The sequence below is a fragment of the Gemmatimonadota bacterium genome (assembly GCA_021295815.1).
GTDB lineage: Bacteria > Gemmatimonadota > Gemmatimonadetes > Longimicrobiales > Gaopeijiaceae > JAGWBQ01.
In genome coordinates, this window is sequence record JAGWBQ010000008.1 from 86,264 (window position 1) to 111,188 (window position 24,925).

Below are 24,925 nucleotides of genomic sequence, written 5' to 3' on the forward strand. Positions count from 1 at the left end.
GGGCTCCCGTTCCCCGCTTCCCGGATAGCCGAGCGGTGGCGTAGCGACGGTGCGGGATTTGCGCGGCGGTCCGGGATCTGGCAAGCTTGTTCGATAACGCTTGGGCGCAGCCCAGACTCTCCCGACCACCGGAAAGCCCGTGTTTCTTTACCGCGCTATCGTCGTCGCAGCCCTTCTATCCGTGCTCCTTCCCGTCGCATCGGCCGCTCAGGACAGGCGAAACCCGGTAGGAGAGTGGCGTTTCCAGAGCGCCGACGCCTGGGGCACCCGCTACTCGCCGCTGGATCAGATCGACGCCGCGAACTTCGACGAGCTAGAGACGGCGTGGGTGTGGCGGGCCGACAACTTCGGTCCGGAGGTCGATCAACAGATGAAGTCGACGCCGATCTACGTGAACGGCATCCTCTACACGGTAGCCGGACTGCGCCGCACCGTGGCCGCCATCGATCCGGCGACCGGGGAGACGCTGTGGACCTATCGCGAGCCCAACACCACGCGCTGGGAACGCTCCATGCGCCAGAACTACGGGAAGGGCGTGGCCTGGGGAGAGATCGACGGGAGAGGGGTCGTCTACTACACGTCGGCGGCGTTCTTCCTGCACGCGATCGACGCGGAGACCGGGCGTCACGTGGAAGGGTTCGGGAATAGGGTGGACCTGCCGGGATTTCCGGAGACGGGCGTGGTCGACATGCTCCCACCGCTGCTGGAAGGCTGGGGCCCCTGGGAGAGTTGGGGCGGCGAGTACGACAACGACTTCGGCATTCCAAGGGATCTCGGCTACATAACCACCTCCTCGCCGCCCATCGTGGTGAACGGCGTGGTGGTCGTCGGCAACTCGGCGGAGCAGGGCTACTACCAGACCCGTATCGAGAACGTACCTGGCGACATCCTGGGATTCGACGCGCGCACGGGCGAGTTCAGGTGGAAGTTCCACGTGGTGCCGCGGCCGGGGGAGGTCGGCCACGAGACCTGGGAGAACGAAGCCTGGAGTTACACCGGCGACGTCTCCTCGTGGGCGCCCTTGTCGGCCGATCACGAACGCGGGATCGTCTACATTCCCACCAACCCTCCCACCATCGACTACTTCGGAGGCTTCCGGCCCGGCCACAATCTCTTCTCCACCAGCGTGATAGCTCTGGACGCGGCGAGCGGCGAGCGGGTCTGGCACTATCAGATCGTCCACAACGACCAGTGGAACTACGACCTGCCCAACGTGCCCATTCTGGTGGACCTGACCGTGGACGGCAGGACCGTGGAGGCGGTCGTGCAGACCACGAAGACCGGTCTGATCTTCGTCTTCGACCGCACCACCGGCGAGCCGGTCTGGCCCATCGAGGAGGTTCCGGTACCGCAAACCGAGGTGCCGGGAAACTGGACGGCGGCCACCCAGCCGGTGCCGACCCGACCCGAACCCATGGAACCTCTCGGGCTGCCATCCTCCGAGGTCGTCGACTTCACCCCGGAGATCCGCGCCGAGGCTATGAGGATTCTGAAGCGCTACCGGGTCGACGGTCCCTTCCTTCCGCGCCTCCACGAGGGATACGGCGGCCCTGTCGAGGAGAACATCCGCTGCTACGGCGGTCTCAACATCACTCATCCCGCCACGCTCGATCCCACGACCGGCATTCTCTACGCCTCGCATCGGCGCAACTGCAGCGGGGGACGGCTGACGGCGGGCGTCGACGCCGACGATCCCGAGGATCCGAAGACCACTGGGGTCACCATCGCCGAATGGGTGGCCGGTCCGGGAGGTGGGCTGCCGCGGGTTCAGGGGCTCCCGATTCCCCAGCCGCCCTACAACCGGCTCTCGGCCTTCGACATGAACACCGGGGAGCGTCTGTGGTGGATCCCGATAGGGCAGGTGGAGGACGGGATCCGAGGGCACCCGGCCACTCAGGGTGTCGACCTCTCGCGGGCGGGTGGCGGAGGTCTTTCGATCCAGATGGTGGCGGGCGACCTGCTCTATGCGACGGAAGGATCGAGCGGTCCCCCTGTCCTCAACGCCTACGACAAACGCACCGGCGAGAAAGTGGGGACGGTCCGCATGCCCGGCGCGGGGCAGTACGGCATGATGACCTACAGCCACCAAGGACGGCAGTACGTGGTGGTCCAGGTCGGCCGTCCGGGGCGGCTGGTGGCGTTGAGGCGCCGCCGAGCTGATGGATGGGGATGGCCGAGAGTGGTCGCCGCCTTGCGACCTGGCTGCGGGCAGGATCCCGGATGGAGGTGCGGGCGTGGGCTTCCCGTCCGGGCACGCCTTCACCGCGTTGGACACCGGGGCCCTGGCGATCTAGGTTGCAACGGATCACCATCTCCGACGCAACCACCCATACCCGCACCCCATGCCCAGAATCAGCATCTCCTCGATCCGGTCTCTCATCTCGCTCCGGATCCTCGCGTTCGCCCTACTCGGGGTCTCCATCGGCGCACCGTCGTCCGCCCAGGAGGCTCCCGTCGTCGACTCGGCGTTCCTTGCCGGATACCACTGGCGCAACCTCGGCCCCGACCGGGGAGGTCGCTCGATCGCGGTCAGCGGGGTCGTCGGCCGGCCCATGGAGAGCTATTTCGGAGCCACGGGCGGCGGGCTCTGGAAGACGACCGACGCAGGCGAGAACTGGTTCCCGGTCACCGACTTCAAGATCACCACCGCCAGCGTGGGAGCGGTGGCGGTCGCGGAGACCGACCCGGACCTCGTGTTCATCGGCACGGGCGAGACCTGCATCCGCGGCAACATCCTCCCCGGCGACGGAGTCTACCGCAGCCGCGACGCGGGCGAGACCTGGGAGCACGTCGGATTCGGGGAGTCTCACGGCATCTCCAAAATCCGCATCCATCCCACCGACCCTGACATCGTCTACGTCGCCTCGTTCGGGAAATACGGTGCGCCCAGCGAGGAGCGGGGAGTCTTCAGGAGCGAGGACGGCGGCGACACCTGGGAGAAGATCCTCTACCGCGACGAACGCACCGGCGCTATCGACATCGTCGTCGACAGGAACGACCCGGATATTCTCTACGCCGCGCTCTGGGAGGCCTTCCGCAAGGAGTACACGATGGCGTCGGGCGGTCCGGGGAGCGGGATGTTCAAGAGCGAGGACGGCGGCGACACCTGGACCGAGATCACCCGGAACCCCGGGATGCCCGCCAAAGGCGTGGTGGGCCGGATCGGGCTGGCGGTCTCTTCGGCGAATTCCGACAGGGTCTTCGCCCTCTTCGAGCACGAGGACGGCGGTCTCTTCAGGAGCGAGGATGGCGGCGACAGCTGGGAGCTCGTCAACAACGAGCGCCGCATACGTCAGCGGGCCTTCTACTACACCCACGTCTTCGCGGATCACCACGACGAGGACGTCGTCTATGTTCAGAACACCTCCTTCTTCCGCTCGGAGGACGGCGGTGCCAGCTACGAAGTCATCAACAACGGCACCCACGGCGACTTTCACGATCTCTGGATCAGCCCGGAGGACCCTGCTCACCTGGTCGTGGCCAACGACGGCGGAGGCGCGGTCAGCTTCGAGACCGGCGCTCGCTGGACCGACCAGGAGTTCAGCACCTCGCAGTTCTATCACGCGGTGACCACCGCTCACGTCCCCTTCCACGTGTGCGGATCGCAGCAGGACAACTCCACGCTCTGCCTGCCGTCGCAGTGGAACGCCGGTCGGGGCGACGACAACGGCAGCTACGAGGCCCGGACCCTCCCGATCTCGGTCACCGAGGGATCGATGAACGTGGCTTATCGGGCCGGGGGCGGCGAGCCCGGCTACATCGCTCCCGATCCGAAGGACGTGGACGTCTTCTTCAGCGGCACCAACAACGGACGTTACATCGACCGGTTCAACCGGAGGTTGGGCACCTCCAGGGAGGTCGTGCCCTTCCCGTGGTTCTACTCGGGCGAACCGGCCATCGACATGGTCGAGCGCTGGCAGTGGACCTTCCCGATCATCTTCTCGCCGCTCGATCCGAACCTGCTCTACACCTCCTCGAACCGTCTTTGGGAGAGTCGCGACAATGGAGACAGCTGGAGGGCGCTGAGCGACGACCTCACCCGCGCCGATCCCACGACCCTGGGCCATTCCGGCGGCCCGATCACCGGCGACATGAACGGTCCCGAGGTCTACGCCACCATCTTCTCCGTGGGCCCGGGCAAGGTGGACATCGACGTGATCTGGACGGGTTCCGATGACGGGCTCGTATACGTTACCCGCGACGGCGGCGAGACCTGGACCGACGTGACCCCGCCCGACATGCCCGATTTCGGAAGGGTTAGTCAGATCGACGCGTCGGCCTTCGACGCAGGCGCGGCCTACGTATCGGTTCGTCGGCCGCTCCTCGACGACTTCTCGCCCTACATCTGGCGCACCGACGACTACGGGGCCTCTTGGACGAAGATCGTGAACGGCGTCCGCGACGACGCCTACGTCCACGTCGTACGCGAGGATCCGAACCGCGAGGGGCTGCTTTACGCGGGTACCCAGCACGGCGTCTACATCTCCTACGACGACGGCGACAACTGGCAGGAGCTCAACCCGGGATTTCCGGACCTTCCCGTGGTCGATCTCATCGTCGAGCACGACGAGCTGGCGATCGCGAGCCACGGGCGCGGCTTCTGGGTGCTCGACAACATGGGGCCGATCAGGCAGTACTCGGGAGAGCTCACGGGGGAGTCCGCCCGCCTCTTCGAGCCCGCCGACGCGTTCCGATCCGCCAATGGAGCCCGGATCTCGTTCTGGCTGGCCGAGGAACCGGAGAGCGCGAGGCTGGAGATCACCGACGGCATGGGCAGGGTGCTGCGCAGCTTCGAAGCTGCCCGCGAAGACGAAGACAGGGATCGCTGGTCCTCCGCTCCGCTGCCGACGGAAACGGGGCTCAACACGCTGGAATGGGATCTGCGCACCGATCCCGCCGCGAGCTTCCCCGGCATGATCCTCTGGGGCGTTCGCACCATGGCTCCCGTGGTGCCGCCCGGTACTTACGGCGTCGATCTCGTCGTGGACGGCGATCGGCACGCCGCCGAGATCGTCGTGCGTCCTCATCCCTGGATCGACGTGAGCACGGAGGACATGGTCGCGCAGTTCGAGTTCGGTTCGATGATCAGGGACCGGGTGAACGACGCCAATGAGGCCGTGATCGCGATCCGTCGCGCCAAGGTTCAGACCGGCGAGCGGCTGGAAAGTTCGGACGAGGAGGGGCTGGCCCGGGCGGCCGCAGTTTTCGTGGCGGCGGCTTCGGCGATCGAGGCCGACATCTACCAGGTCCGAAATCGCTCGAATCAGGACCCGCTCAACTTCCCGATCAAGGTCAACAACCGTCTGGCCAACCTGCTTTCGATGTCGGAGCGTGGCGACGGACGCCCCGGTTCCGGCATGTACGACGCCTTCGAGATCATGGACGAGCGGCTCTCCTCGTACCTCGCCGCGTTGGACGAAGTCTGGACGAGCGAGCTGGCGGCGCTCAATCGCGAGCTGGAGAGACTGGGGATGGACCCGGTCGATCCCGACGACGCATCGGTGAAGCTGGTGGCCCCGGAGGGTTGAAGCCATGAGCCGCTTCGCTTCCGCGCCGGCTCTTTGCCTAGCCGTGCTCGCAGGGTGCTCCGGCCCGGAGGAACCCTCCTTCCGAGTGGCCGTCGCCAAGTTCCAGCAGGAGACCTGCACCTTCTGTCCAGGCGGCGACGCTCCCACCGAGGACTGGACCGTCCTCGGCCCGCTCCTATCCGGAACCGAGCTGATCGACGCCGGTGGTTCCTACGTCCGGGGCTTCGCGGCGCAGGCCCGCGACTACGGCGACATGGAGCTGATCGGGCTCACTTCGCCGGACGCGCTCTTCGGGGGTTCGTCCCGGTCGTGGAGCACGCTCGAGTCCTTCGAGACCTTCGTGGGAGGGATGATCGAGGAGCTCGAAGCCGCCATGCCCGTCGACGGCGTCTTCCTGGCTCTTCACGGTGCGCTCGCCGTCCGCGACGTTGCGCATCCGGAGGCCGAGATCGCCCGTCGCTTCCGCGAGGTGGTGGGCCCGGACGTGCCCATCGCCGCCACCTTCGACCTGCACGGCAATGAGGACGAGGCGTTCCTGGCCTACGCCGACTTCTCGTTCGTGACCAAGCGCTTTCCGCACTACGACGCCGCGCTCCAGGGCGAACGCGCCGCGCGGGCTCTGCACCGGACCATGAACGGCGACTACGAGCCCACGACCGCGACCCGCAAGCCGGGGGTCGTCACTCCGACCGTCCTCCAGTGGACGGGCGCGCCTCCGGCGAGCGAAATCATGGAACGGGCCCGCCGCTGGGAGAACCGAACCCCGGACGCCTTCGTCAGCGTCTTCTTCGGCTTTCCGTGGTCCGACGTCCCCGATCTGGGAGCGACCGTGCAGGTCATGACCAACGGTGATCAGGAGCTCGCCGACGAGATCGCCGACGACATGAGCGACTACATCTGGCGCGTGCGCGAAGACTTCGCCGGAGTCCACCTGCCCCTTCCGACCGAGGCCGCTCGGCTTGCGAGGGAGGCTGTGGCGGAGGGGCGGATTCCGATCGCGGTGGGCGACTACTCGGACCGCCCGGGCGACGCCACGCACATCATCCGCGCCTTCGACTCGGAGGGGATCGGCCGAGCGCTGTACGGGGCGATCACCTCTCCGGCGGCGCTGGATTCGCTGGAGGAGGCGGGCGCGCGGGCGGGCGACGACTTCGACGGGGCCGTCGGGGGCTTCACGCCGTCGGGGGGCGAACCCTACCATGTGCGGGGGCGGATACGATACCTCGGGCCGTGGGCGGGTTACGACTACACCGCCGCGATCGAGTACGGCGACGGAAATCTCGTCGTTCTGGCGCCGGCCTACACCCAGATCACGAACCCCCACGCCTTCGAGTTCGGCGACGTCGATCTCGCCGACTACGACGTCTTCGTGGTCAAGTCGCGCGTGCACTTCCGCAGAGGCTTCCACGAGACCGGATACGCGCCCACCATCCTCGTCGTCGACGCGCCCGAACCCTTTGTCGGCACGCGCTATCTCGACGCCCTCACCTACGAGAACGTGGAGCTGTCGACCATGTACCCCTACGGCGTACCGGAAGCCAGGAGGTAGAATGCCGGGATCCAGTCCGTCCGGACGCTTCGCCGCAGCGCAGGCCGCCGTCGGCGTCCTTTTCGCGTTGTCGGCGCAGTTGGGGCCGGCAGCGGGTTCGCAAGTCGCCGAGGACTCCATGAACGTCATCGTTCCCGCGGACTCGCTCGACTGGCAGGGAAGCGGAGACATGCGCTTCGCGACGCTCTACGGAAATTCCTCGGAACCCGGACAGTTCGCCTTCCGCATCGAGACCCGACCGGGGTTCGAGATGGCTCCGCACACCAATCCCGCCACCGAGCACTTGACCGTGCTCTCAGGGACGCTCCACCTGGGCTTCGGCGAGACGTTCGACAAGGGCAAGGGCACGGCGTACGGTCCCGGCAGCTATGTGGCGGTCGGCGCCGGAGTCGCCGCGTACATGTGGTTCGAGGAGCTTACCGTGGTGCAGGTGCACGGCACAGGGCCGTTCACTACCCAATACGTCGGTCGGGAAGGGGACCCGGCTGCGGGCGGAGGCGCACCGTCCGACCCGGAGGTGGAGGAGCTCGAATCGGGGACCGACGCGGTGCTGCAGGCGGTGAGCCCGGTATCGGCGGAAGTGGTGTGGACCAGCGGCCACGCAGGAGCAGTACTGGTGACTCTCGACGGCGGCAAGAGCTGGGAGCGCCGAGGCGGACCTTCCGGAGACTCCCTCCAGTTCAGGGACATCCACGCCTTCTCCGCTCGCGGCGCGGTCGCGATGAGCGCGGGTTCGGGCTCCGCCTCCCGAATCTATCGCACCGACGACGGGGGTGAGAGCTGGGCGCTCGCCTTCCTGATGGACCACCCGGAGGGCTTTCTCGACTGTCTCGACTTCTGGGACGATGAACGCGGTTTCGCCTATGGAGACTCCTTCGACGGCTCGCCCTACGTGCTCTCGACCGACGACGGGGGTGGGAGCTGGAGGCGGGTTCCCCGAGACGCCCTGCCGCCCGCGAACGAAGGCGAGGGAGGCTTCGCCGCTAGCGGAACCTGCGCTCGGGCAGGCGAGGACGGCCGAGGTTGGATCGGCACCGGGGCCGGCGGCTCGGCGCGGGTCCTGGCCACGGACGACTACGGCTCGACCTGGACGGCTGCGGAGGTCGACCTGGCCCGCGGCCCCAGCGCGGGCGTGTACACACTTGCGGTACTCTCAGACGGGAAGGAAGCCCGGGTCATGGCCCTGGGCGGCGACTACGCCGCAGAGGACGTGCTCGCCAACGCCGCCATCAGCGACGGCGGGGGCAACTGGCGGCCGGTAGCGAACGCGCCCATCTCCGGCGCGGTCTACGGCAGCGCCGCGGCCTTGGTCGACGGACGCGAGATCGTGCTCGCCGTCTCGCCCGCAGGGGCAGCCTATACCGAGGATCGCGGCGAGAGCTGGACGGCGCTCGCGGGTGTCGCCGCCTGGGCGGTCGAGTTCGCACCGGGCGACCGGGTCGGGTGGGCGGTGGGCGCCGAGGGACGGATATGGCGGCTCCGGTTCCAGTAGCGGCCCGCGGACAAAACCGTGGACCGCAAGGCATTTGCCGCTTCAACACTTACCGACCCGCTCCTGTCAATTGGGGGCTGTCCCTCGAATGAGGGAGCTGCAGACGGGTTTCGAGACCGCGAGCCTCGCTCGCCGGCACTTTTCCTTCGGCTCTTCCAGCATCATGCTTCCACGCAGACTCCGACTCTCAACCATCATCGCCTTTCCGCTCATCGCCGCAACACTTCCTGGCGGCGTCCTACAGGCCCAGCTCAACACACCTCTAGGCGAACTCGTCGAGGAGTTCCGCTGGCGTTCTGTGGGACCGGTCAACATGGGCGGGCGGGTGACCGACGTGGAGGGCATCCCCGGGCCCTCCAAGACCTTCTATGTCGCGGCCGCGGCCGGGGGCATCTGGAAGACCACCAACAACGGCACCACCTTCCAACAGATCTGGACCGACGAGCGCGTGGTCTCCATGGGCGACATCGCAATCGCTCCCTCCAATCCCGACGTCATCTGGGCCGGGAGCGGCGAGGAGGATTCGCGCAACTCCATCTCGCCGGGCGGAGGCATCTTCAAGAGCGAGGACGGCGGCGAGACCTGGGAGCTGATGGGTCTGGAGGCCACCGAGGTCATCGGCCGCATCGTCATCCATCCGACCGACCCGAACATTGTCCATGTCGCGGCGCTCGGTCACATCTGGGGCTCCAACCCCGAGCGAGGGCTTTACAGGACCCGGGACGGCGGCGAGACCTGGGAGCTCGTCAAGTTCATCAGCGAAACCGCGGGCTTCGTGGACGTGGTCATGGATCCGCGCGACCCGGACCGGCTCTTCGCGGCGAGCTGGGAGCGGGTGCGCGGGCCGTATTTCCTCAAGAGCGGAGGGCCGGGCTCCGGGCTCTGGCTAACCGAAGACGGAGGGGACACCTGGACGGAGGTCACGGGCGACGGCTTCCCGACCGCCGAAAAAGGACGCATCGGTCTTGCCATGGCCCCTTCCAATCCGGATGTGATGTACGCGATGGTCGAAGCCCGCGGCGAAGGCGAAACCACCGGCAACGCGGGCAACGGCCTCTATCGGTCGACCGACGGCGGCGCGACCTGGGAGAAGCGCAACAGCGTCAACACCCGTCCCTTCTACTACTCGCAGGTACGGGTCGACCCGCAGGACGAGAACCGGGTCTACTTCTCCTCGACCCCGGTCCGGTACTCCGACGACGGCGGCGAGACCTACGGTACCACGACTAACGCCGTCCACGTCGACCACCACGCGATGTGGATCGATCCCAACGACCCTGAGCGCATCGTGGTCGGCAACGACGGCGGCGTGGCCATCAGCTACGACAAGGGAGGCAACTGGGACTACCTGAACACCATGGCGCTGGGCCAGTTCTACGACATCTCCCTGAACATGGACACCCCCTACCGCATCTGCGGCGGACTCCAGGACAACGGGACCTGGTGCGGGCCGAGCCGGGTCGCCAACGGACAGATCTCGAAGTACCACTGGGCGACGATCAGCGGCGGAGACGGCTTCGTGACTGCGCAGGATCCCGTCGACCACGACATCGTCTGGTCGGAGTCGCAGGGCGGCAACATGGGACGGCTGAACCTCGCCACCAGGAATCGGACCTCGATCCAGCGTCCGAACTGGCGCGACGGCTGGCTCGCCAAGCAGGACACCATCGTGCTGCTCACGGAAGACGGCGCTGCCGAGGACGATCCCCGCATAGTGAGGCTTCGCGAGGAGGCGACCCGCGATTCCGCCAACTCGATCATGCGCTTCAACTGGAACACGCCCTTTCTACAGTCGGCGCACGACCGGGAGTGGTTCTACGCCGCAGGCAACCGGGTGATGAAGAGCGAAGACCGGGGCGACGATCTCCGGATCATCTCGCCCGATCTAAGCTACGCCGACGCGGAGAAGATCGCTGTCGCGACCGAGACCACGGGCGGGATCACCCCTGACGTGACCGGCGCCGAGGCCTACGCCACCGTGGTGGCCCTAGACGAGTCCCCGCTGATGGCGGGCAAGCTCCTCGCCGGTACCGACGACGGCCGGGTATGGATGACGGAGAACGACGGCGCCGACTGGACCGAGCTGACCGGTCGCTTCGAAGGCGTGCCCGCCGGCACCTACGTGAGCCGGATCAAAGCGTCCAACCACGATGTGAACCGCATTTACGTCGCCTTCGACAACCATCGCACGAACGACTTCACCCCTTACGCCTACGTTTCGGACGACAACGGAGCCAGTTTTCGTTCCATCTCGTCCAACCTGCCCACCGGCAAGGCCGATTTCGTGCACGTGATCGAGGAGGATCCGGTGAACCCGCACCTTCTCTTCGTCGGCACGGACGTGGGCGCCTACGTCTCCACCGATCGCGGAGCGGTCTGGCAGCGCTTCATGCACGGCATGCCTGCGGTGCCGGTCCACGACCTCGAGGTGCATCCGAGGGACAAGGAGCTCGTGGCCGGAACGCACGGACGCTCGATCTGGGTCGTGGGTATCGCCGCGCTGCAGGGGATGACCAGCGACGTCATCGCCTCCGGCGGCATGTTCGCACCAGCCCCGCCCGCCCGGTTCAGAACGCGGGCCAGGGGTGGAGAGTCCACCGGGCAGCGGTGGTGGTCAAGGCCGAGCCCGGGCACCGACGCGGTGATCGAATACTATCTCTCCGAATCGTTGGTCGAGCGAGGCCGAGACATGGCGGCGGCGGACCTTCCCGAAGATGCATCGCCCCGGGATCGGGTCGAGGCCAACCGCCTCCGGATCGAGATCAAGGACGAAAGCGGAGAGGTGGTGCGGACTCTGGGAGGCCAGTTGACCGCCGGGCTCCATCGCGTAGGCTGGAATCTGCGCGGGATGCCCGAGGAGGTTGCCGAGACGGAACCTTCGCCTTACGAAGAGCGCGAACGCGAGCGTTTGCAGGCGAGGGCCGAGGTGCTGAAGGACTCTCTGCTGGCGGAAGAGTGGGACGAAGCCGATGTCGACCGGGTCCTCAACATGCTGACTCAAAGGGGCCGCGGCGAGGTGGTGGTTCGCGGCGGTGGTGGAGGCGGTGGCGGCGGCTCGGTCGAATTCGGCGACGCCGAACGTTTCCAGGAGAGGCCCGGCGAATCGCCGCCGGGCAGGGTGCAGGGCCGCGGAGGAGCCGGCGGCGGTTTCGCTCAGATGCGGGAGATCGCACAGCTTCTGATGCCGGGTTCGAGCGTGAGCCAGATCATGGGGCGGTTCCGCAGTCGCGGTGGCGGTGGCGGACCGGCTCCGGTGGTGGAGCCGGGGGTCTACACCATCTCGCTGGCGGTCGCCGACACGGTCTTCGTCGAGGAGATCGTGATACCCGAGCCCTCGAATTGAAAATCGGCGCTCGATCTCGGGTTCGGGCGGCGGTCGCCGCGACGATCGCGGTCGCCGCTCTTGGCCCGGCATCTTCCGAGGCTCATGGTCAGGAGGCGACGGACGAGGCGGTCGTCGTCTACCTGGCTCGCCATGCCGAACGAGCCGACGACAGCCGCGATCCTCCTCTCAGCCCCGAAGGCGTCGCACGGGTGGAGGCGCTCCTGCACGTGCTCACCGACGCCGGACTCACCCAAGTCCACACCACCGATCTTCGCCGCACCCGGCAGACTGCCGATCCGCTCGCAAAGGCCCACGACGCGCCGCTCGCCGTCTACGACCCCTTCGCCCTCGCGGCCTTCGCCGAGCTGCTGAAGGCGACGCCGGGACGCCACTTCGTATCCGGCCACTCGAATACCACGCCCGCGCTGGTCCGCGCCTTGGGAGGAGACCCTCACGGAGAGATTGCGGAGGACGAGTACGACCGCCTCTATGTGGTCGTGATCGTACCGGGCGCCGAACCGGTCACCACCCTGCTGCGCTTCGGACTGAGCGGTCCGTAGCCGACTGCGGCGTCAGGACTCCGCGGGTTCTCTCCCCGCACCCTTGACCCCATGTCCGTCGGGGCTAGCTTCAAGGTATGATCCCCACCAAAAGTCGCCCCGGTCTGAACGGGCGCACCTCGAAGAACGGGCGGTCGCTGGTCTCCAGCCACACGGCCGACACCGGCACCGACTACCCGGACGCCTTTCCCAACTCCCGCAAGATCCACGTCGAGGGAACGCGGGGAGTCCGAGTGCCGATGCGCGAGATCACCCTGGCGGAGCCGGAGCCGCCGCTGCGGGTCTACGACACCAGCGGACCTCCGGGCGGCGACCCGCGTCAAGGTCTGCCCCGCATGCGCGAAGCCTGGATCGCCGAACGGGACGTCGAGCCGGCTACGGATACCGCCGGTAACCGGGTCTCCGGCGGCGCTCTGCGCGGCCGCTCGCCGATAACCCAGTTGGCCTATGCCCGAAAGGGCGAGATCACGCCGGAGATGGAATTCGTCGCCCTTCGGGAAGGACTGGAGGCGGATTTCGTCCGCAGCGAGGTAGCCCGCGGCCGCGCCATCATCCCCGCCAACATCAATCACCCTGAGAGCGAGCCCATGGCCATCGGCCGCAACTTCAAGGTGAAGATCAACGCCAACATCGGCAACTCCGCAGTGTCCTCGTCCATCGACGAGGAGGTCTCGAAGCTTCGCTGGGCGACGCTTTGGGGGGCCGACACCGTGATGGATCTCTCCACCGGCGACAAGATTCACGAGACCAGGGAGTGGATCCTCCGCAACTCACCGGTCCCGATCGGCACCGTACCCATCTATCAGGCTCTGGAGAAGGTGGGCGGAGTGCCCGAGGAGCTCTCCTGGGAGGCATACCGGGATACCATCGTCGAGCAGTGCGAACAGGGCGTCGACTACTTCACGGTGCACGCCGGCGTGCTGCTGCGCTTCATCCCGCTCACTGCGGAGCGCATGACCGGGATCGTCTCGCGAGGCGGCTCGATCATCGCGAAGTGGTGCATGGCGCATCATCGTGAGAACTTCACCTACACGAACTTCCACGAACTTTGCGAGATCATGGCCTGCTACGACGTCTCCTTCTCGCTTGGAGACGGACTCCGCCCCGGCTCGATCGCCGACGCCAACGATGCCGCGCAGTTCGCGGAGCTGAAGGTTCAGGGAGAGCTTACCCGGATCGCATGGGAGCATGGGGTCCAGGTGATGAACGAGGGTCCCGGCCACGTTCCCATGCATCTGATTCGCGAGAACATGGAGAAGCAGCTCGAGTGGTGCGACGAAGCGCCGTTCTACACTCTGGGCCCGCTCACCACCGACATCGCCCCCGCCTACGACCACATCACCAGCGCGATCGGGGCGGCCCAGATCGGTTGGTACGGAACCGCGATGCTCTGCTACGTCACCCCCAAGGAGCACCTGGGGCTGCCGAACCGGGACGATGTCAAGGAAGGAGTGATCGCCTATCGGATAGCGGCGCACGCGGCCGACCTGGCCAAGGGGCATCCTCGGGCGCAGGAGTGGGACGACGCCATCTCGAAGGCCCGCTTCGAGTTCCGCTGGCGCGACCAGTTCAACCTCTCTCTCGACCCCGTTACCGCTGCGGAGTACCACGACGAGACTCTGCCGGCCGAGGGTGCGAAGGTCGCCCACTTCTGCTCCATGTGCGGCCCCAAGTTCTGCTCGATGAAGATCACCGACGATATCCGCCGCTTCGCCGCCGAACACGGACTCGACACCGTGGAGGCGGTCGAGGCCGGAATGCGGGCCAAGGCCGACGAGTTCAAGGCTAAGGGGAGCGAGCTCTACCTCGGAGTGGAGGGGTAGGGACCTGCGGCGAAACTCGCTCGAGCGCATCGTCCGGCGCGGATGCAGCGGCGTGCTGCCGTAGGAGACTTCCACGGGCTGCTAGCAGCTGAGGCCTCGGTGGGAAGCGGGGTCCACCGCGTGGAGATCAGATCCGTTGGTGGTCGGCCCTCCACTCGCGCACCGCCTGCTTGATCTCCTTTCGCGTGGCGAGCTCGCCGTTCAGCACCCGCCCGACCAGATCGGCCACCTCGCCGTCCGAGGCGAATCGGAGACCGACGAGCTGTTCGGTGGTGAGCTCCTCGATGCGGGAGGCCGTCTCATTCGGCAGCAAGCGGGCGAGCCTCAGTCGTTCCTCCAGCCGTATGACTCTGTCCTGCACTCCCAGCGCGTGGTGGCGGGCGAACCTTACGTGGTAGGTGAGGACGATCGCGAGAACGGCGGGTATGAAGTTGGCCGGCGACGGGTCGTCGATGGTCTCGATCACCCAGTACGCCGCACCCACGGCGGACAGCAGGAAAAGGCCGATCGTTCTCCACGGACGGCGGGTGTGGTTGGAGTAGTCCTGTGTCTTCATTCGTGTCCTCCCGGTTGACGGCTTCGCTGTCGACCGCCGACTCCGTCCCACGAGTTGTCCACCGGCCGGGGAGCTACTTGCCCCGCTGGGGAATGAACGGGATGAGCTTGTCGGCCAGCGAACCGAGATTCCGGGTCTGCACCCAAACTCTGCCGTTTCCGCTGAAGCGCATGACCAACCCCTCGCCACCGGCGACGAGCGATCCGATGCCGCCGACCTTCCCGACAGAGTACTCCACGTCGTCGCTGAACGCAACCAAGTGCCCGGTATCCACCACGAGCTCGCGCTCCGGCGTCACGGTCAGCTCCTTGATGGCCCCGTAGGAGTTGTAGAAGACCTTGCCTTCGCTACTGTCCGAGTAGGCGCGGAGAAAGAAGAGGCTCTCTCCGCTGAAAAGGCCGCGGAAGCCTTGAAATTTGGAGTCGGTCTCGACCTGCGGTGAACACGCCAGGAAGGAGCTCGACTGTATGAAGAGATTCCGACCCGGTTCGAGATCGAACACCCCGATATCGCCGGGCGCCGGTGGAGCCAGGCTCACCCAACCTCCACCGCTCTCGCCCGTGAAGGTGTTCACGAAGAAGGATTCGCCTCCCATCATCCTGCGAACGCCCTTTAGGAACCCGCCGCCCATCCCGGTGCTCATGGCGACGCCCGTCTGCGCGACCATTGCGCCGGGCTCGACCTTCACGGACTCCCGAGGTTCGAGTTCGATGGTGAGAAGGGTGTAGCTGGGAGCGAATTCGATTCTGTGCCGCATGATACGCGTGGTTGGATGGGAGCGAGGCGCCAGGCCTGCGGCGACCGGACATGGAGGTTCGCGGACGGTCTCGAGTCCGGCGCGGTCGTCACGACGATCGACCGAGCCGCACTAGCCGATGTCGCCGGTTCTCCTGCGAACCTCCTCTCGCCTCCGAGCTCTGTCGCCGGCCCGAGTCCTAGGTGCCCGGGCGGCGAACCCGACGCCCAGGAAGATAACCGCGGCTCCCGCGATCTGGACGATTCCCGGTACCTCGCCGAGCCACGCCCAGGCGATGAGCAGCGCCGACACCGGGACGAGATTGGCGAAGAGCGCGGTCCTGCTCTGACCGATCCGTCGGATGGCCTCGTACCAGATGAAGTATGCGACCGCGACTCCGAGCACCCCCGCATATCCGACGCCGAACCACGAGGTCGCCGACACCGCCGTGAAATCGGTGCGCAGGAGCGACGGCAATCCGAACAGGAGCAGCGCGACGGTTCCCGGCCATATCGTCCAGGCCGATACCTCCAAAGCTCCGTGGCGCTTGATGAGCCTCCTGCAGAAGACGGTGTAGAGAGACCACACCAGCGCCGCAGCCAGCACCAGCAGGTCGCCGACCAGGCTGCCGCCGTCCTCGGCGCCACGACTCCCCGCAACCAGAATCGACGCCCCTGAGAGCGAGATCGCCGCCCCGACCAGGAGCATGATGGAGAACCGCTCCCTTCCGAATGCGGCACCGAGTAGCACGACCCACACCGGGGTGGTCGCGATCAGTATGGAGGCGTTTCCCGCCAGCGTCAGGTCCACGCCGCTCAGGAAGAAGAGCTGGTACCCGAGGTGACCGATGAGCCCCAGCCAGATCGATCGGATCCATGCACGTCGCGAAGGCGGCAGGAGCCGACGTCCGCGCATCTTCAGAAAGACGCCCAAGGTCAGCGAGGCCAGCGGGAAGCGGAGAGCGTTGAAGGCGAACGGGTCGAGATCTTCGAGCGACGCCTTCATCGCCGAGAAATTGGCTCCCCACAGCACGGAGACCAGGATCAGCGCCGGTGCGGTTGCCTTGAATCGATCGTCGACCGTCATCTTATGGAGGGGGTGGTGGCCGGGCGAGGGCCGGGTGCCGGAAGGGAAGGTGACCGACAGCTCGGAAGCAGCGCGGAACACCGGCGGGCGGCAGGCCCGAACACGGCACGGACGCGTCGGCGGGCTGGCGCAAACTAAGTTGAGCCCGCACCTTACGCCGCAGCGTTCCCAGTCTTTCGCTCAACCCCAACGCCCGACGCCCCTCATGCGACCCATTCAGCCGCGGCCACCGGTTGCCAGTCCGCAAGTCCCTCAGCCGCGCCTTGCGCACGTCCGCAATCGGGCTGCGCCGCTGACGGCCGCCTGCCTCTGGCTCGCGGCGGTCGGCGCGGCCCTCCCGGCGGGATCCTCCGCTCAGATCCCGTCCGAATCGCACTGGTCGGCTCTCGAGTGGCGCCACATCGGCCCCGAGGGCAACCGGTTCAGCGCGGCTGCGGGCGTGAACGACGACCCTCACACCTATTATGTGGGGGCGGCATCGGGCGGGGTCTACAAGACCACCGACGGCGGAGTGCACTGGGAGGCGATCTTTGACGACCAGCCGGTTCAATCCATCGGCGCGCTCGCGGTGGCGCCCTCCGATCCCAACGTCGTCTGGGTAGGGACCGGAGAGGGCAAGATTCGCTCGCACGTTTCCATCGGCGCAGGAGTCTACCGCTCCGAAGACGCCGGAAGAACCTGGAAGTTCAAGGGGCTCCTCGACACCGGCCGCATCCCCAGACTGCTCGTTCATCCGACCGATCCCGACATCGCCTGGGTCTGCGCTCTCGGCCACGCCTACGGTCCTCAGCAGACACGCGGGGTCTACCGCACCACGGACGGCGGCGACTCCTGGGAGCGTGTTCTCTTCATCGACGAGGACACGGGCTGTTCCGACCTCGCCATGGATCCCACCAACCCGCGAATTCTCTACGCCGGCACCTGGCAGCTCGAGATACGCACCTGGGGCAGGACGAGCGGCGGCCCCGGCGGCGGCCTCCACGTGTCACGCGACGCCGGGACGACCTGGGAGCGGCTCAGCGGTCCGGGCAACGGCATCGGTCTTCCCGAGAAGCCGGTGGGCAAGGTCGCCGTCGCCGTCGCTCCGTCCAACCCCGACCGCATCTTCGCCATGCTCGAGACCGGTGACGGCATCCCCTGGGAAGGCCGCGAGACCGAGGACGGTCAGGTCTGGCGCAGCGAGGACGGCGGCGCGACCTGGGGGCTCGTCACACGCAACCGAAACGCGATGGGTCGGCCTCACTACTATTCCCGCATCGTCATCTCGCCTGACGACGAGGACGAAGCCTACTTCCTGACCGCCTCCTTCGGCGTCTCGACCGACGGTGGACGCACCATCGACATCGTCCCGCGCCCCGAGGCTCCGGGCGGCGACCACCACGACATGTGGATCGACCCGGACGACGCTAACCGGATGATTGTCGCTCACGACCAGGGGCTTTCGATCTCGATCAATCGCGGTCGCACCTGGTTCCGTCAGCGGCTCACGAACGCCCAGATGTACCACGTCACCGTGGACGACGCCATCCCCTACAACGTTCTCGGCAACAAGCAGGACGAACCCACCTACCGCGGTCCGAGCAACAGCCGCATTATGGGCCAGCGTCGGATAACCGGCATCCCGCGCGGGATGTGGCACCACGTGGGCGGCGGCGAGAGCGGCTGGGCCACCCCCGATCCGACCGATCCCGACATAGTCTGGTCCTCGGCTTCGGGCTCGGGGATGGTGGGCGGCATCATCGTGCGCTTCGAGGAAGAGCGCCGCCAGTTCCGTACGGTCGAGGTGTGGCCGGAGCAGAGCCGGGGCGCCGCCAAGGGGGTCCGCTACCGCTTCATCTGGGACGCTCCCGTCCACATATCGCCCCACGACAACGAGACGGTGTACACGGGCAGCCAGCACGTGCATCGAACCCGGAACCGCGGACAGAGCTGGGAGGTCGTCAGTCCAGACCTGACGCTCAACGACACCACCCGCATGGGGCTCTCCGGCGGGCTCACCGGCGACAACATCGGCGTGGAGTACGCCGGCACGGTCTTCGGGATCGCCGAGTCGCCCATCCGACCCGGGCTGATCTGGGCGGGCACCAACGACGGTAGGCTCCACGTGACCCGGGACGCAGGCGAGAGCTGGACCGACGTGACCGCCAACATGCCCGCCATGCCGGAGTGGATGGCGGTGCGAAGCATCGCGCCGTCGACACACGAGGCCGGCACCGCCTACGTCGCCATCGACGGACACCAGGTCAACGTGCGCGACCCTCATCTCTACCGAACCACCGATTTCGGGGCGAGCTGGAGCCGGATCACCGACGGCATCGAGCCCGGACCGCTGAGCTACACCAAGGTCATCGTCGAGGACCCGCGCCGCGCCGGCCTCCTCTACGCCGGAACCGAAGGCTCCATCCACGTTTCCTTCGACTCCGGCGACAACTGGCTGACCCTCCAGCAGAACCTGCCGCACGCGCCAGTCTCGGGCATCGTGGTGCAGGAACGATTCAACGACCTCGTAGTCGGCACCTACGGGCGCGGATTCTGGATCCTGGACGATCTCTCACCGTTCCAGCAGCTTACGCCGGAGGTGATTGCGTCGTCCTCCCACCTCTTCGAGCCTCGCGACGCCTGGCGCTTCAGGCCCATCACGCCGCCCTCGGTCCCCTACTCGGATCCTACGGAAGGCAAGGATCCCGAATTCGGCGCGTCCATCAACTACTGGCTCGCCGACGAGGCGGAGAGGGCCCCCGTGATCGAGATCGTCGATGCCGGCGGAGAGATGGTGCGCACCGTCGCCGGGACGAACCATGCCGGAGTGAACCGGGTGCACTGGGACCTGCGCGACGAAGCCAACGGGCCCGTCAGACTTCTGACGCCGCCGGTCTACGCGGAGCATATCGCCATGGAAGCGGACGGCAGGCCCGCGCCGGGCGCGCGTCGGATTTCGATCCTCATGCCTCCGGGAGAGTACGGCGTCCGCCTGCGCGTGGGAGACGACACGCATGAAAGGACGGTGCGCGTGCTCAAGGACCCGCATTCGGCGGGGAGCGAAGCCGACATCGCCGCCCAGGTGGCCTTTCTCCGGGATCTGCGCTCGGAAATAGTCGCGGCGGGAGACGCGGTGGAACGCGTGGAGGCGATTCGGGTCCAGCTCGCCACGCTCGCACGCTTTTCCCAAGACGAAGAACTCGGTCGCGCCATCGCCGATTTGGAGGTTAAGCTCTTCGATCTTCAGATGGAGATGGTCGATCTGCGCCTCACCGGCCAAGGCCAGGACGGGGTACGCTTCGAGGCTAAGCTCCTCCAGAAGATCGGATACCTTACCGGGGCCATTTCCGGCGCCGACTTCCCGCCCACCGACCAGGAGCTGGAGGTGAAGGCCCGGCTGGAGGCGGCCCTCGACGCGCACCTGCTCCGACTGGAAGATCTGATCGAAGGCGATCTGGAATCCCTGAACGCCATGCTCGCGGCCCGCGGCATGATCGTCATCACATGACGAGCGGGCGGCCGAGTCGTCCGACCTTTCCGGACCAACCTTCACGCATTCACCCACCGGACAACCCATGACCTTCCGTTTTCGTCGCGTTTTCGCTCTCGGCGCGCTCCCCGCGCTCATCGCCCTGACCCTGCTCGCCGCCGACTCCGCCGAAGCCCAGCGCACCCAGAAGCCCGTTCTCCACGGCAAGCACTGGATCGCGATCACCGGCAAGCCGATGGCCGCCACGGCCGGTGCGGCCATGTTCCACAAGGGCGGAAACGCCGTGGACGCGGCGGCGGCCATGCTCGGGGCGACCGCTACGATGTGGGACGTGCTCTCATGGGGAGGCGAGACCCAGGCGCTCATATGGCATCCCGGGGAGGAGCGCGTGATCGGCATCAACGCCCTCGGCGTCGCTCCCAGCGGGGCGACGCCCGAATACTTCAAGGAGCGGGAGATGGATTTTCCGCCCGCGACCGGAGTGGAGTCGATGGTCACCCCGGGGACGCCTGGCGGTCTGATGACCATGGTGGCCGAGTGGGGACGGCTCTCGCTCGCCGAAGTGCTCGAGCCGGCCATGGAGATGGCGCGTGGATATCCGCTCGAGGCCGATGCGGTACGCCGCATCCGGGACAATCGCGACGAGATGATGGAGTGGAAGTACACCGGTCCCATCTTCTTTCCCGACGGAGCCGATCCCGAGGAAGGCGCCGTCTTCGTGCAGAGCGACCTCGAAGCGACCCTCGCCAAGCTGGTCGAGGCCGAGGCGGAGGCGCTCGAGGCCGGCAAGAGTCGCAAGGAGGCCATCTACGCCGCTTACGACCGCTTCTACCGGGGCGACATCGCCGAGGAGTTCGTACGCGGCGCTCGCGAAGAGGGTTCGACGGTCACGACGGAGGATCTCGCCGCCTGGCAGCTCCACATCGAAGAGCCCGTCTCCATCTCCTACAAGGGCGTCGACGTCTACAAGCTGACCACCTGGGTACAGGGGCCGGTCATGCTCCAGGCGCTCAACATCCTCGAGAACTTCGATCTCCGGGGAATGGGCTACAACAGCGCCCGCTACATGCACGCCCTTTACCAGACCATGAATCTCGCCTTCGCCGACCGCGACTTCTACTACGGCGATCCCTACTTTCCGCCCGAGGAGCCCGTCCGGGGCCTGCTCTCCAAGGAGTACGCCGCAGCGCGCGCGGAAGAGATCGACTGGGAAGCCAACGATCCGCAAGCGGGTCCGGGAGATCCGTATCCCTACCAGGGAGGCGTCAATCCCTTCGCCCACCTTCTGGAAGGCTGGGGAGAACGGACCGGCGTCGTCACCGAGGCGTCGGGCTCGGAGGCGATGGCGGAATTCGAGGAGGACTTTTACGCCGGGACCACCTCCGTGCAGGCGGCCGACGCCGACGGCTGGGTGGTTTCGATCACGCCGTCCGGCGGTTGGGTGCCGGCGGTGATCGCCGGCCGCACCGGCATCGGCATGAGTCAGCGGGCGCAGTCGTTCGTCGTGCACGAAGCCGACAACCCCTACAACGTCATCGAGCCCGGGAAGCGGCCGCGCGCCACGCTCACCCCGGGGATGGCGGTCAAGGACGGGCGGCCCTACCTGAGCTTCGCGGTGCAGGGCGGCGACGGTCAAGACCAGAACCTTCTTCAGTTCTTCCTGAACGTGGTCGAGTTCGGGATGAACGTCCAGCAGGCGGCCGAGGCGGCGAACATCAACTCTTTCCAGATGCGCAACTCATTCGGAGATCACTCCACGAGTCCGGGACGCATGCTCGTGAACTCGCAGACCCCGCCCTGGATACGTGCGGAGCTGGAGTCGATGGGGTACGATCTGACCTTCTCGGACCGCACCTCCGGTCCCATCAACGCCATTTTCTTCGACTGGGTGCACGGGACCTTCTGGGGCGGGTCGAGCCACCACGGTGACGACTACGGGATCGTCTGGGAGTAGCGGTCGCGCGGCAGGGGCCGGGGGACGTTTCCTGGACCGTGCACTCGGGCGGGCCTTCCTCGGCGCTGTCTTGTACGGCGTCGGAGTTCAGTTGGCCGCAGCCAGTTCGGCGAAGGTCAGGTTCAGGATGGGATACTCGCGCCAGTCCTCGTGATCGAAGTGCCACCACTCCGCCTCGTAGACGGCGAATCCGGCGTCCTCCATGGCCCGGCGCAGCAGAGCCCGCCGCCAGCGCTGTCGGGAGCTGCCGCCCGGATAGTCGGGGAAGGATCTCGGCGAGAACTCGTCGTAGCCGCCGGTCATCTCCACCACCTCTCCGCTCGCGAGATCGTAGAGCGAAAGATCGATGGCCGATCCACGGTTGTGGCGTGAGCCGTTGGAGGGGTTGGCGACGAAAATCTTCTGAGTCTCCGGGGTCGCGTCCCAGAAGGTCCTGGTAACGTACCAGGGGCGGTATCCGTCGAAGAGGACCAGGCCGTAGCCGTCGGCTCGGAGCGCGGCGCTCGCCCGTACCAGAGCTTCGGCGGCCGGTCGTTGCAGGAAGACCCTCGCTTCGTCGTAGAAGACGGATGACATGAAGTTGTCGGTGCTCGCGTAGCGCACGTCGAGCTTGAGCGTGGAATCGAGGGTGGCCGGCTCCACCAGCTCAGGTGACCGGAAGGGGCCGGCCTCGGTGGGCGGCGAGGCGGCAAGCGCCTCAGGGAGGAGCTCCGAAACGGGACGCACGGGGTCGATGCGGAAGGTCTCGCCGGATTCGGTGCCGAGCTCCCGTCGGGTGAAGATCACCGAGCCGACGTTCACCGAACTTGCGCGGCCGTCCGGGTCGCGATCGAAAACGAGGCTCTCGCCGGCGTACAGTCCTCTTACGGGGAAGGCGAAGCAAGCGCTCCCTTCGCCGCCGCCGCAGCTCTCGCTGGGAAGCTCCGAGACCGGGTAGAGGAAGAACCACTCGATGAGCGCATGCAGCTCGCCGCGGCGTTCGAGGATGTGGAGAACGTTGTGATCCCAGCCGTACTCGCCGATAAGTCCGGTCCATTCCGCAGGTGGCGGCGGCGGCGCACCGACCGAGGGTTCCCGAGCAAGCCGCGCCGCCGCCGCCCCTCCGGCCCCAAGTACGACTAGCTCGTCGCCCTCGGGGAGGAAGCGGGAACCGAAGGAGAGCCTGTCGTCGACGATCAGCGTGTCGCCCAAGGTGCGCAGCTCGGTCGTGAAACCGCCCTCGAGGCCGGTCGCGAAGAGCCGTCCGCCTCTCTCGTCGAGCTCAAGACCCCCGTTCTCGTCGGAGTAGACGCCGGCAAGCCGCCTCGCCAGCGCCGGATCGACCGGAGCGGTCTCGGGAAAGCCGGCCGGCGGTAGGGCCTCGCCGGCCCGGACCGCAATCATCATCTCCAGGGCGGCGTTCGCCACCCGGGAAGTGAAGCTGTTCGTGAGGTCCACGGCGGAGGTGACCACCACTCCCAGACCCTGCCCCGGCAGGAAGGAGAGCTGGGTGGAAAAGCCGTAGATGGCTCCGCCGTGGCCGATGGCCCGTTCCCCGTCGAGCTCTCCCACGTTGAAGCCTAGTCCGAATCCGGTCGCGGTACCCTCGGGCACGAACTGCGGCTCCCACATGAGCTCCAGGGTGGCCGAGTCGAGAAGATGAACGCCTTCATCGAGGTCGGCGCCCCGCGCGATGCGGAAGACGGCGCTCATGAAGCGGGCGAGGTCGAGAACCGTGGAGTACATGCTGCCGGCCGGAGCCATGCCCAGCTCGAACGAGGGCGCGGCGTAGTAGGCCCGGTCCATCCCCCACATGGCGGCCTCGGCCAGCCGTCCCATCAGCTCCGGCTCCGGGAGAAAGGCGGAGCTTCCCATGCCGAGCGGATCCAGCACCGACGCCCGCATGTGGTCCGCGAAGGGAGTCTCCCGCGTCACTTCCAGAGCCCGGCCCACCACGGCGATGCCCGCGTTCGAGTATTTCGTTCTCGTTCCCGGCAGGTAAACCAGCCCGGTCCCGTTCAAAGAGGCTACGCTGGCTGCCAGATCAGGACCGGAGTCGTCGAAGTAGTTGCCCACCGGGGGCTCGCGCACCAGCCCGGCTCGGTGGGACATTAGCTGACGCAGGGTGATGGAAGCCGCCGCGGCCGACGGGTCGGCATCGGCCCCACCCGCCCCGGAGCCGGCCCGGCGCGTCGGCGCGCCCGGCTGGAGTCCGCCGGGCCGGAAGTCCGGAAGGTACTCGGTCACCGGAGCGTCGATGTCGAGCTCCCCCCGCTCGGCGAGCCGCATGACGGCGATGTCGGTGAAGAGCTTGGAGACCGAGCCCACCCGGTAGACGGTGCCGGGCCCGGCGGCGCGACCGGCCTTCTCTTCGCCGAACCCGGCGGCCCAGACGACGCTGTCGCCTTCCACGAGCGCGACGGAGACGGCCCCGAGCGACTTCGCCGACCGCTCCCGCTCGATCGCCTCGCTCAGGGCGACGGCCACCTCGGCGTAGTCGGCGCCGGGCTCGATGGTCTCGTGCGGAGGCTCGCGATCCGGAGCGCAGGCGCCCAGCGTCCAGAGGGCCAGCAGTCCTGGGAGAATATCATGCGAGCGCCGACAGCGACGAAGGGCCGCGCTACCGGAGAAGCTCCGTCCTCCGGCCACCGGAGCCCTGAGCGCGGGGCCGATTCCGTGTGAAGGCAATGAGGGCATGGGACGAATCGGATGATGGTCGCAGGTGCCTGCAACCGGGTGGAAGAGCCGTGAAGAACCACCCGAGCCGCCCGCATCGAATCCGGACATTCTGCCGACGGCCCGTGTGTTCCTTGCGCACAGGTTATTACCGCAGTTTATTTTACTACGTCGATGGTAACAAATCCCAGG

The 24,925-nt window shown here is 67.0% G+C and carries 12 protein-coding genes; 8 read left to right on the forward strand and 4 right to left on the reverse strand.

The window, feature by feature from the left end; all coding sequences use genetic code 11:
- Nucleotides 1–139: 139 nt before the first annotated feature.
- From J4G12_05125 to thiC, 6 genes are all read left to right on the forward strand, one after another.
- A complete protein-coding gene (locus J4G12_05125) occupies nucleotides 140–2,848 on the forward strand; it encodes a PQQ-binding-like beta-propeller repeat protein (protein MCE2455187.1) in 2,709 nt (902 codons plus the stop codon).
- A 2,684-nt stretch (nucleotides 2,849–5,532) separates the two neighbouring features.
- Nucleotides 5,533–7,077 (forward strand): M81 family metallopeptidase, encoded by a 1,545-nt coding sequence (locus J4G12_05130; protein ID MCE2455188.1) that lies wholly within the window; start codon nucleotides 5,533–5,535, stop codon nucleotides 7,075–7,077.
- A gap of 1 nt (nucleotide 7,078) precedes the next feature.
- Nucleotides 7,079–8,569: a hypothetical protein gene (locus J4G12_05135; GenBank protein ID MCE2455189.1), complete on the forward strand. Its 1,491-nt coding sequence runs from the start codon at nucleotides 7,079–7,081 to the stop codon at nucleotides 8,567–8,569.
- Nucleotides 8,570–8,657: 88 nt separating this feature from the next.
- Nucleotides 8,658–11,912 (forward strand): hypothetical protein, encoded by a 3,255-nt coding sequence (locus J4G12_05140; protein MCE2455190.1) that lies wholly within the window; start codon nucleotides 8,658–8,660, stop codon nucleotides 11,910–11,912.
- Entirely contained in the window at nucleotides 11,909–12,454 is a 546-nt protein-coding gene (locus J4G12_05145) for a histidine phosphatase family protein (GenBank protein ID MCE2455191.1), read from the forward strand. Before J4G12_05140 ends, J4G12_05145 begins: the two co-directional genes overlap by 4 nt.
- Nucleotides 12,455–12,531: 77 nt before the next feature.
- Entirely contained in the window at nucleotides 12,532–14,277 is a 1,746-nt protein-coding gene (gene thiC / locus J4G12_05150) for a phosphomethylpyrimidine synthase ThiC (protein MCE2455192.1), read from the forward strand.
- A gap of 127 nt (nucleotides 14,278–14,404) precedes the next feature.
- Here the strand turns inward: thiC and J4G12_05155 are convergent, their stop codons facing one another.
- From J4G12_05155 to J4G12_05165, 3 genes are all read right to left on the reverse strand, one after another.
- Entirely contained in the window at nucleotides 14,405–14,833 is a 429-nt protein-coding gene (locus J4G12_05155) for a hypothetical protein (protein ID MCE2455193.1), read from the reverse strand.
- 73 nt (nucleotides 14,834–14,906) lie between these two features.
- A complete protein-coding gene (locus J4G12_05160; GenBank protein MCE2455194.1) occupies nucleotides 14,907–15,590 on the reverse strand; it encodes a TIGR00266 family protein in 684 nt (227 codons plus the stop codon).
- Between the two features lie 111 nt (nucleotides 15,591–15,701).
- Nucleotides 15,702–16,655, reverse strand: a complete 954-nt coding sequence (locus J4G12_05165) for a DMT family transporter (protein ID MCE2455195.1) — start codon at nucleotides 16,653–16,655, stop codon at nucleotides 15,702–15,704.
- Nucleotides 16,656–16,947: 292 nt separating this feature from the next.
- On the opposite strand from J4G12_05165, the gene J4G12_05170 reads away from it, so the two are divergent.
- Together J4G12_05170 and J4G12_05175 are read left to right on the forward strand one after the other, a co-directional pair.
- Nucleotides 16,948–20,142: a sialidase gene (locus J4G12_05170; protein ID MCE2455196.1), complete on the forward strand. Its 3,195-nt coding sequence runs from the start codon at nucleotides 16,948–16,950 to the stop codon at nucleotides 20,140–20,142.
- Between the two features lie 67 nt (nucleotides 20,143–20,209).
- Complete coding sequence (locus J4G12_05175; GenBank protein MCE2455197.1) at nucleotides 20,210–22,078, forward strand: gamma-glutamyltransferase; 1,869 nt, start codon at nucleotides 20,210–20,212, stop codon at nucleotides 22,076–22,078.
- A gap of 87 nt (nucleotides 22,079–22,165) precedes the next feature.
- Here J4G12_05175 and J4G12_05180 read toward each other — a convergent pair whose 3' ends face one another.
- Nucleotides 22,166–24,754 (reverse strand): serine hydrolase, encoded by a 2,589-nt coding sequence (locus J4G12_05180; protein MCE2455198.1) that lies wholly within the window; start codon nucleotides 24,752–24,754, stop codon nucleotides 22,166–22,168.
- Between the last annotated feature and the right edge of the window lie 171 nt (nucleotides 24,755–24,925).

What these genes read in the sequence shown, in the direction of transcription:
- J4G12_05175 (MCE2455197.1), top strand. Translation starts at nt 20,210, where the DNA reads ATGACCTTCCGTTTTCGTCGCGTTTTCGCTCTCGGCGCGCTCCCCGCG.
- J4G12_05130 (MCE2455188.1), top strand. Translation starts at nt 5,533, where the DNA reads ATGAGCCGCTTCGCTTCCGCGCCGGCTCTTTGCCTAGCCGTGCTCGCA.
- J4G12_05165 (MCE2455195.1), bottom strand. Translation starts at nt 16,655, where the DNA reads ATGACGGTCGACGATCGATTCAAGGCAACCGCACCGGCGCTGATCCTG.
- J4G12_05135 (MCE2455189.1), top strand. Translation starts at nt 7,079, where the DNA reads ATGCCGGGATCCAGTCCGTCCGGACGCTTCGCCGCAGCGCAGGCCGCC.
- J4G12_05155 (MCE2455193.1), bottom strand. Translation starts at nt 14,833, where the DNA reads ATGAAGACACAGGACTACTCCAACCACACCCGCCGTCCGTGGAGAACG.
- J4G12_05140 (MCE2455190.1), top strand. Translation starts at nt 8,658, where the DNA reads ATGAGGGAGCTGCAGACGGGTTTCGAGACCGCGAGCCTCGCTCGCCGG.
- thiC (MCE2455192.1), top strand. Translation starts at nt 12,532, where the DNA reads ATGATCCCCACCAAAAGTCGCCCCGGTCTGAACGGGCGCACCTCGAAG.
- J4G12_05180 (MCE2455198.1), bottom strand. Translation starts at nt 24,754, where the DNA reads ATGCCCTCATTGCCTTCACACGGAATCGGCCCCGCGCTCAGGGCTCCG.
- J4G12_05160 (MCE2455194.1), bottom strand. Translation starts at nt 15,590, where the DNA reads ATGCGGCACAGAATCGAATTCGCTCCCAGCTACACCCTTCTCACCATC.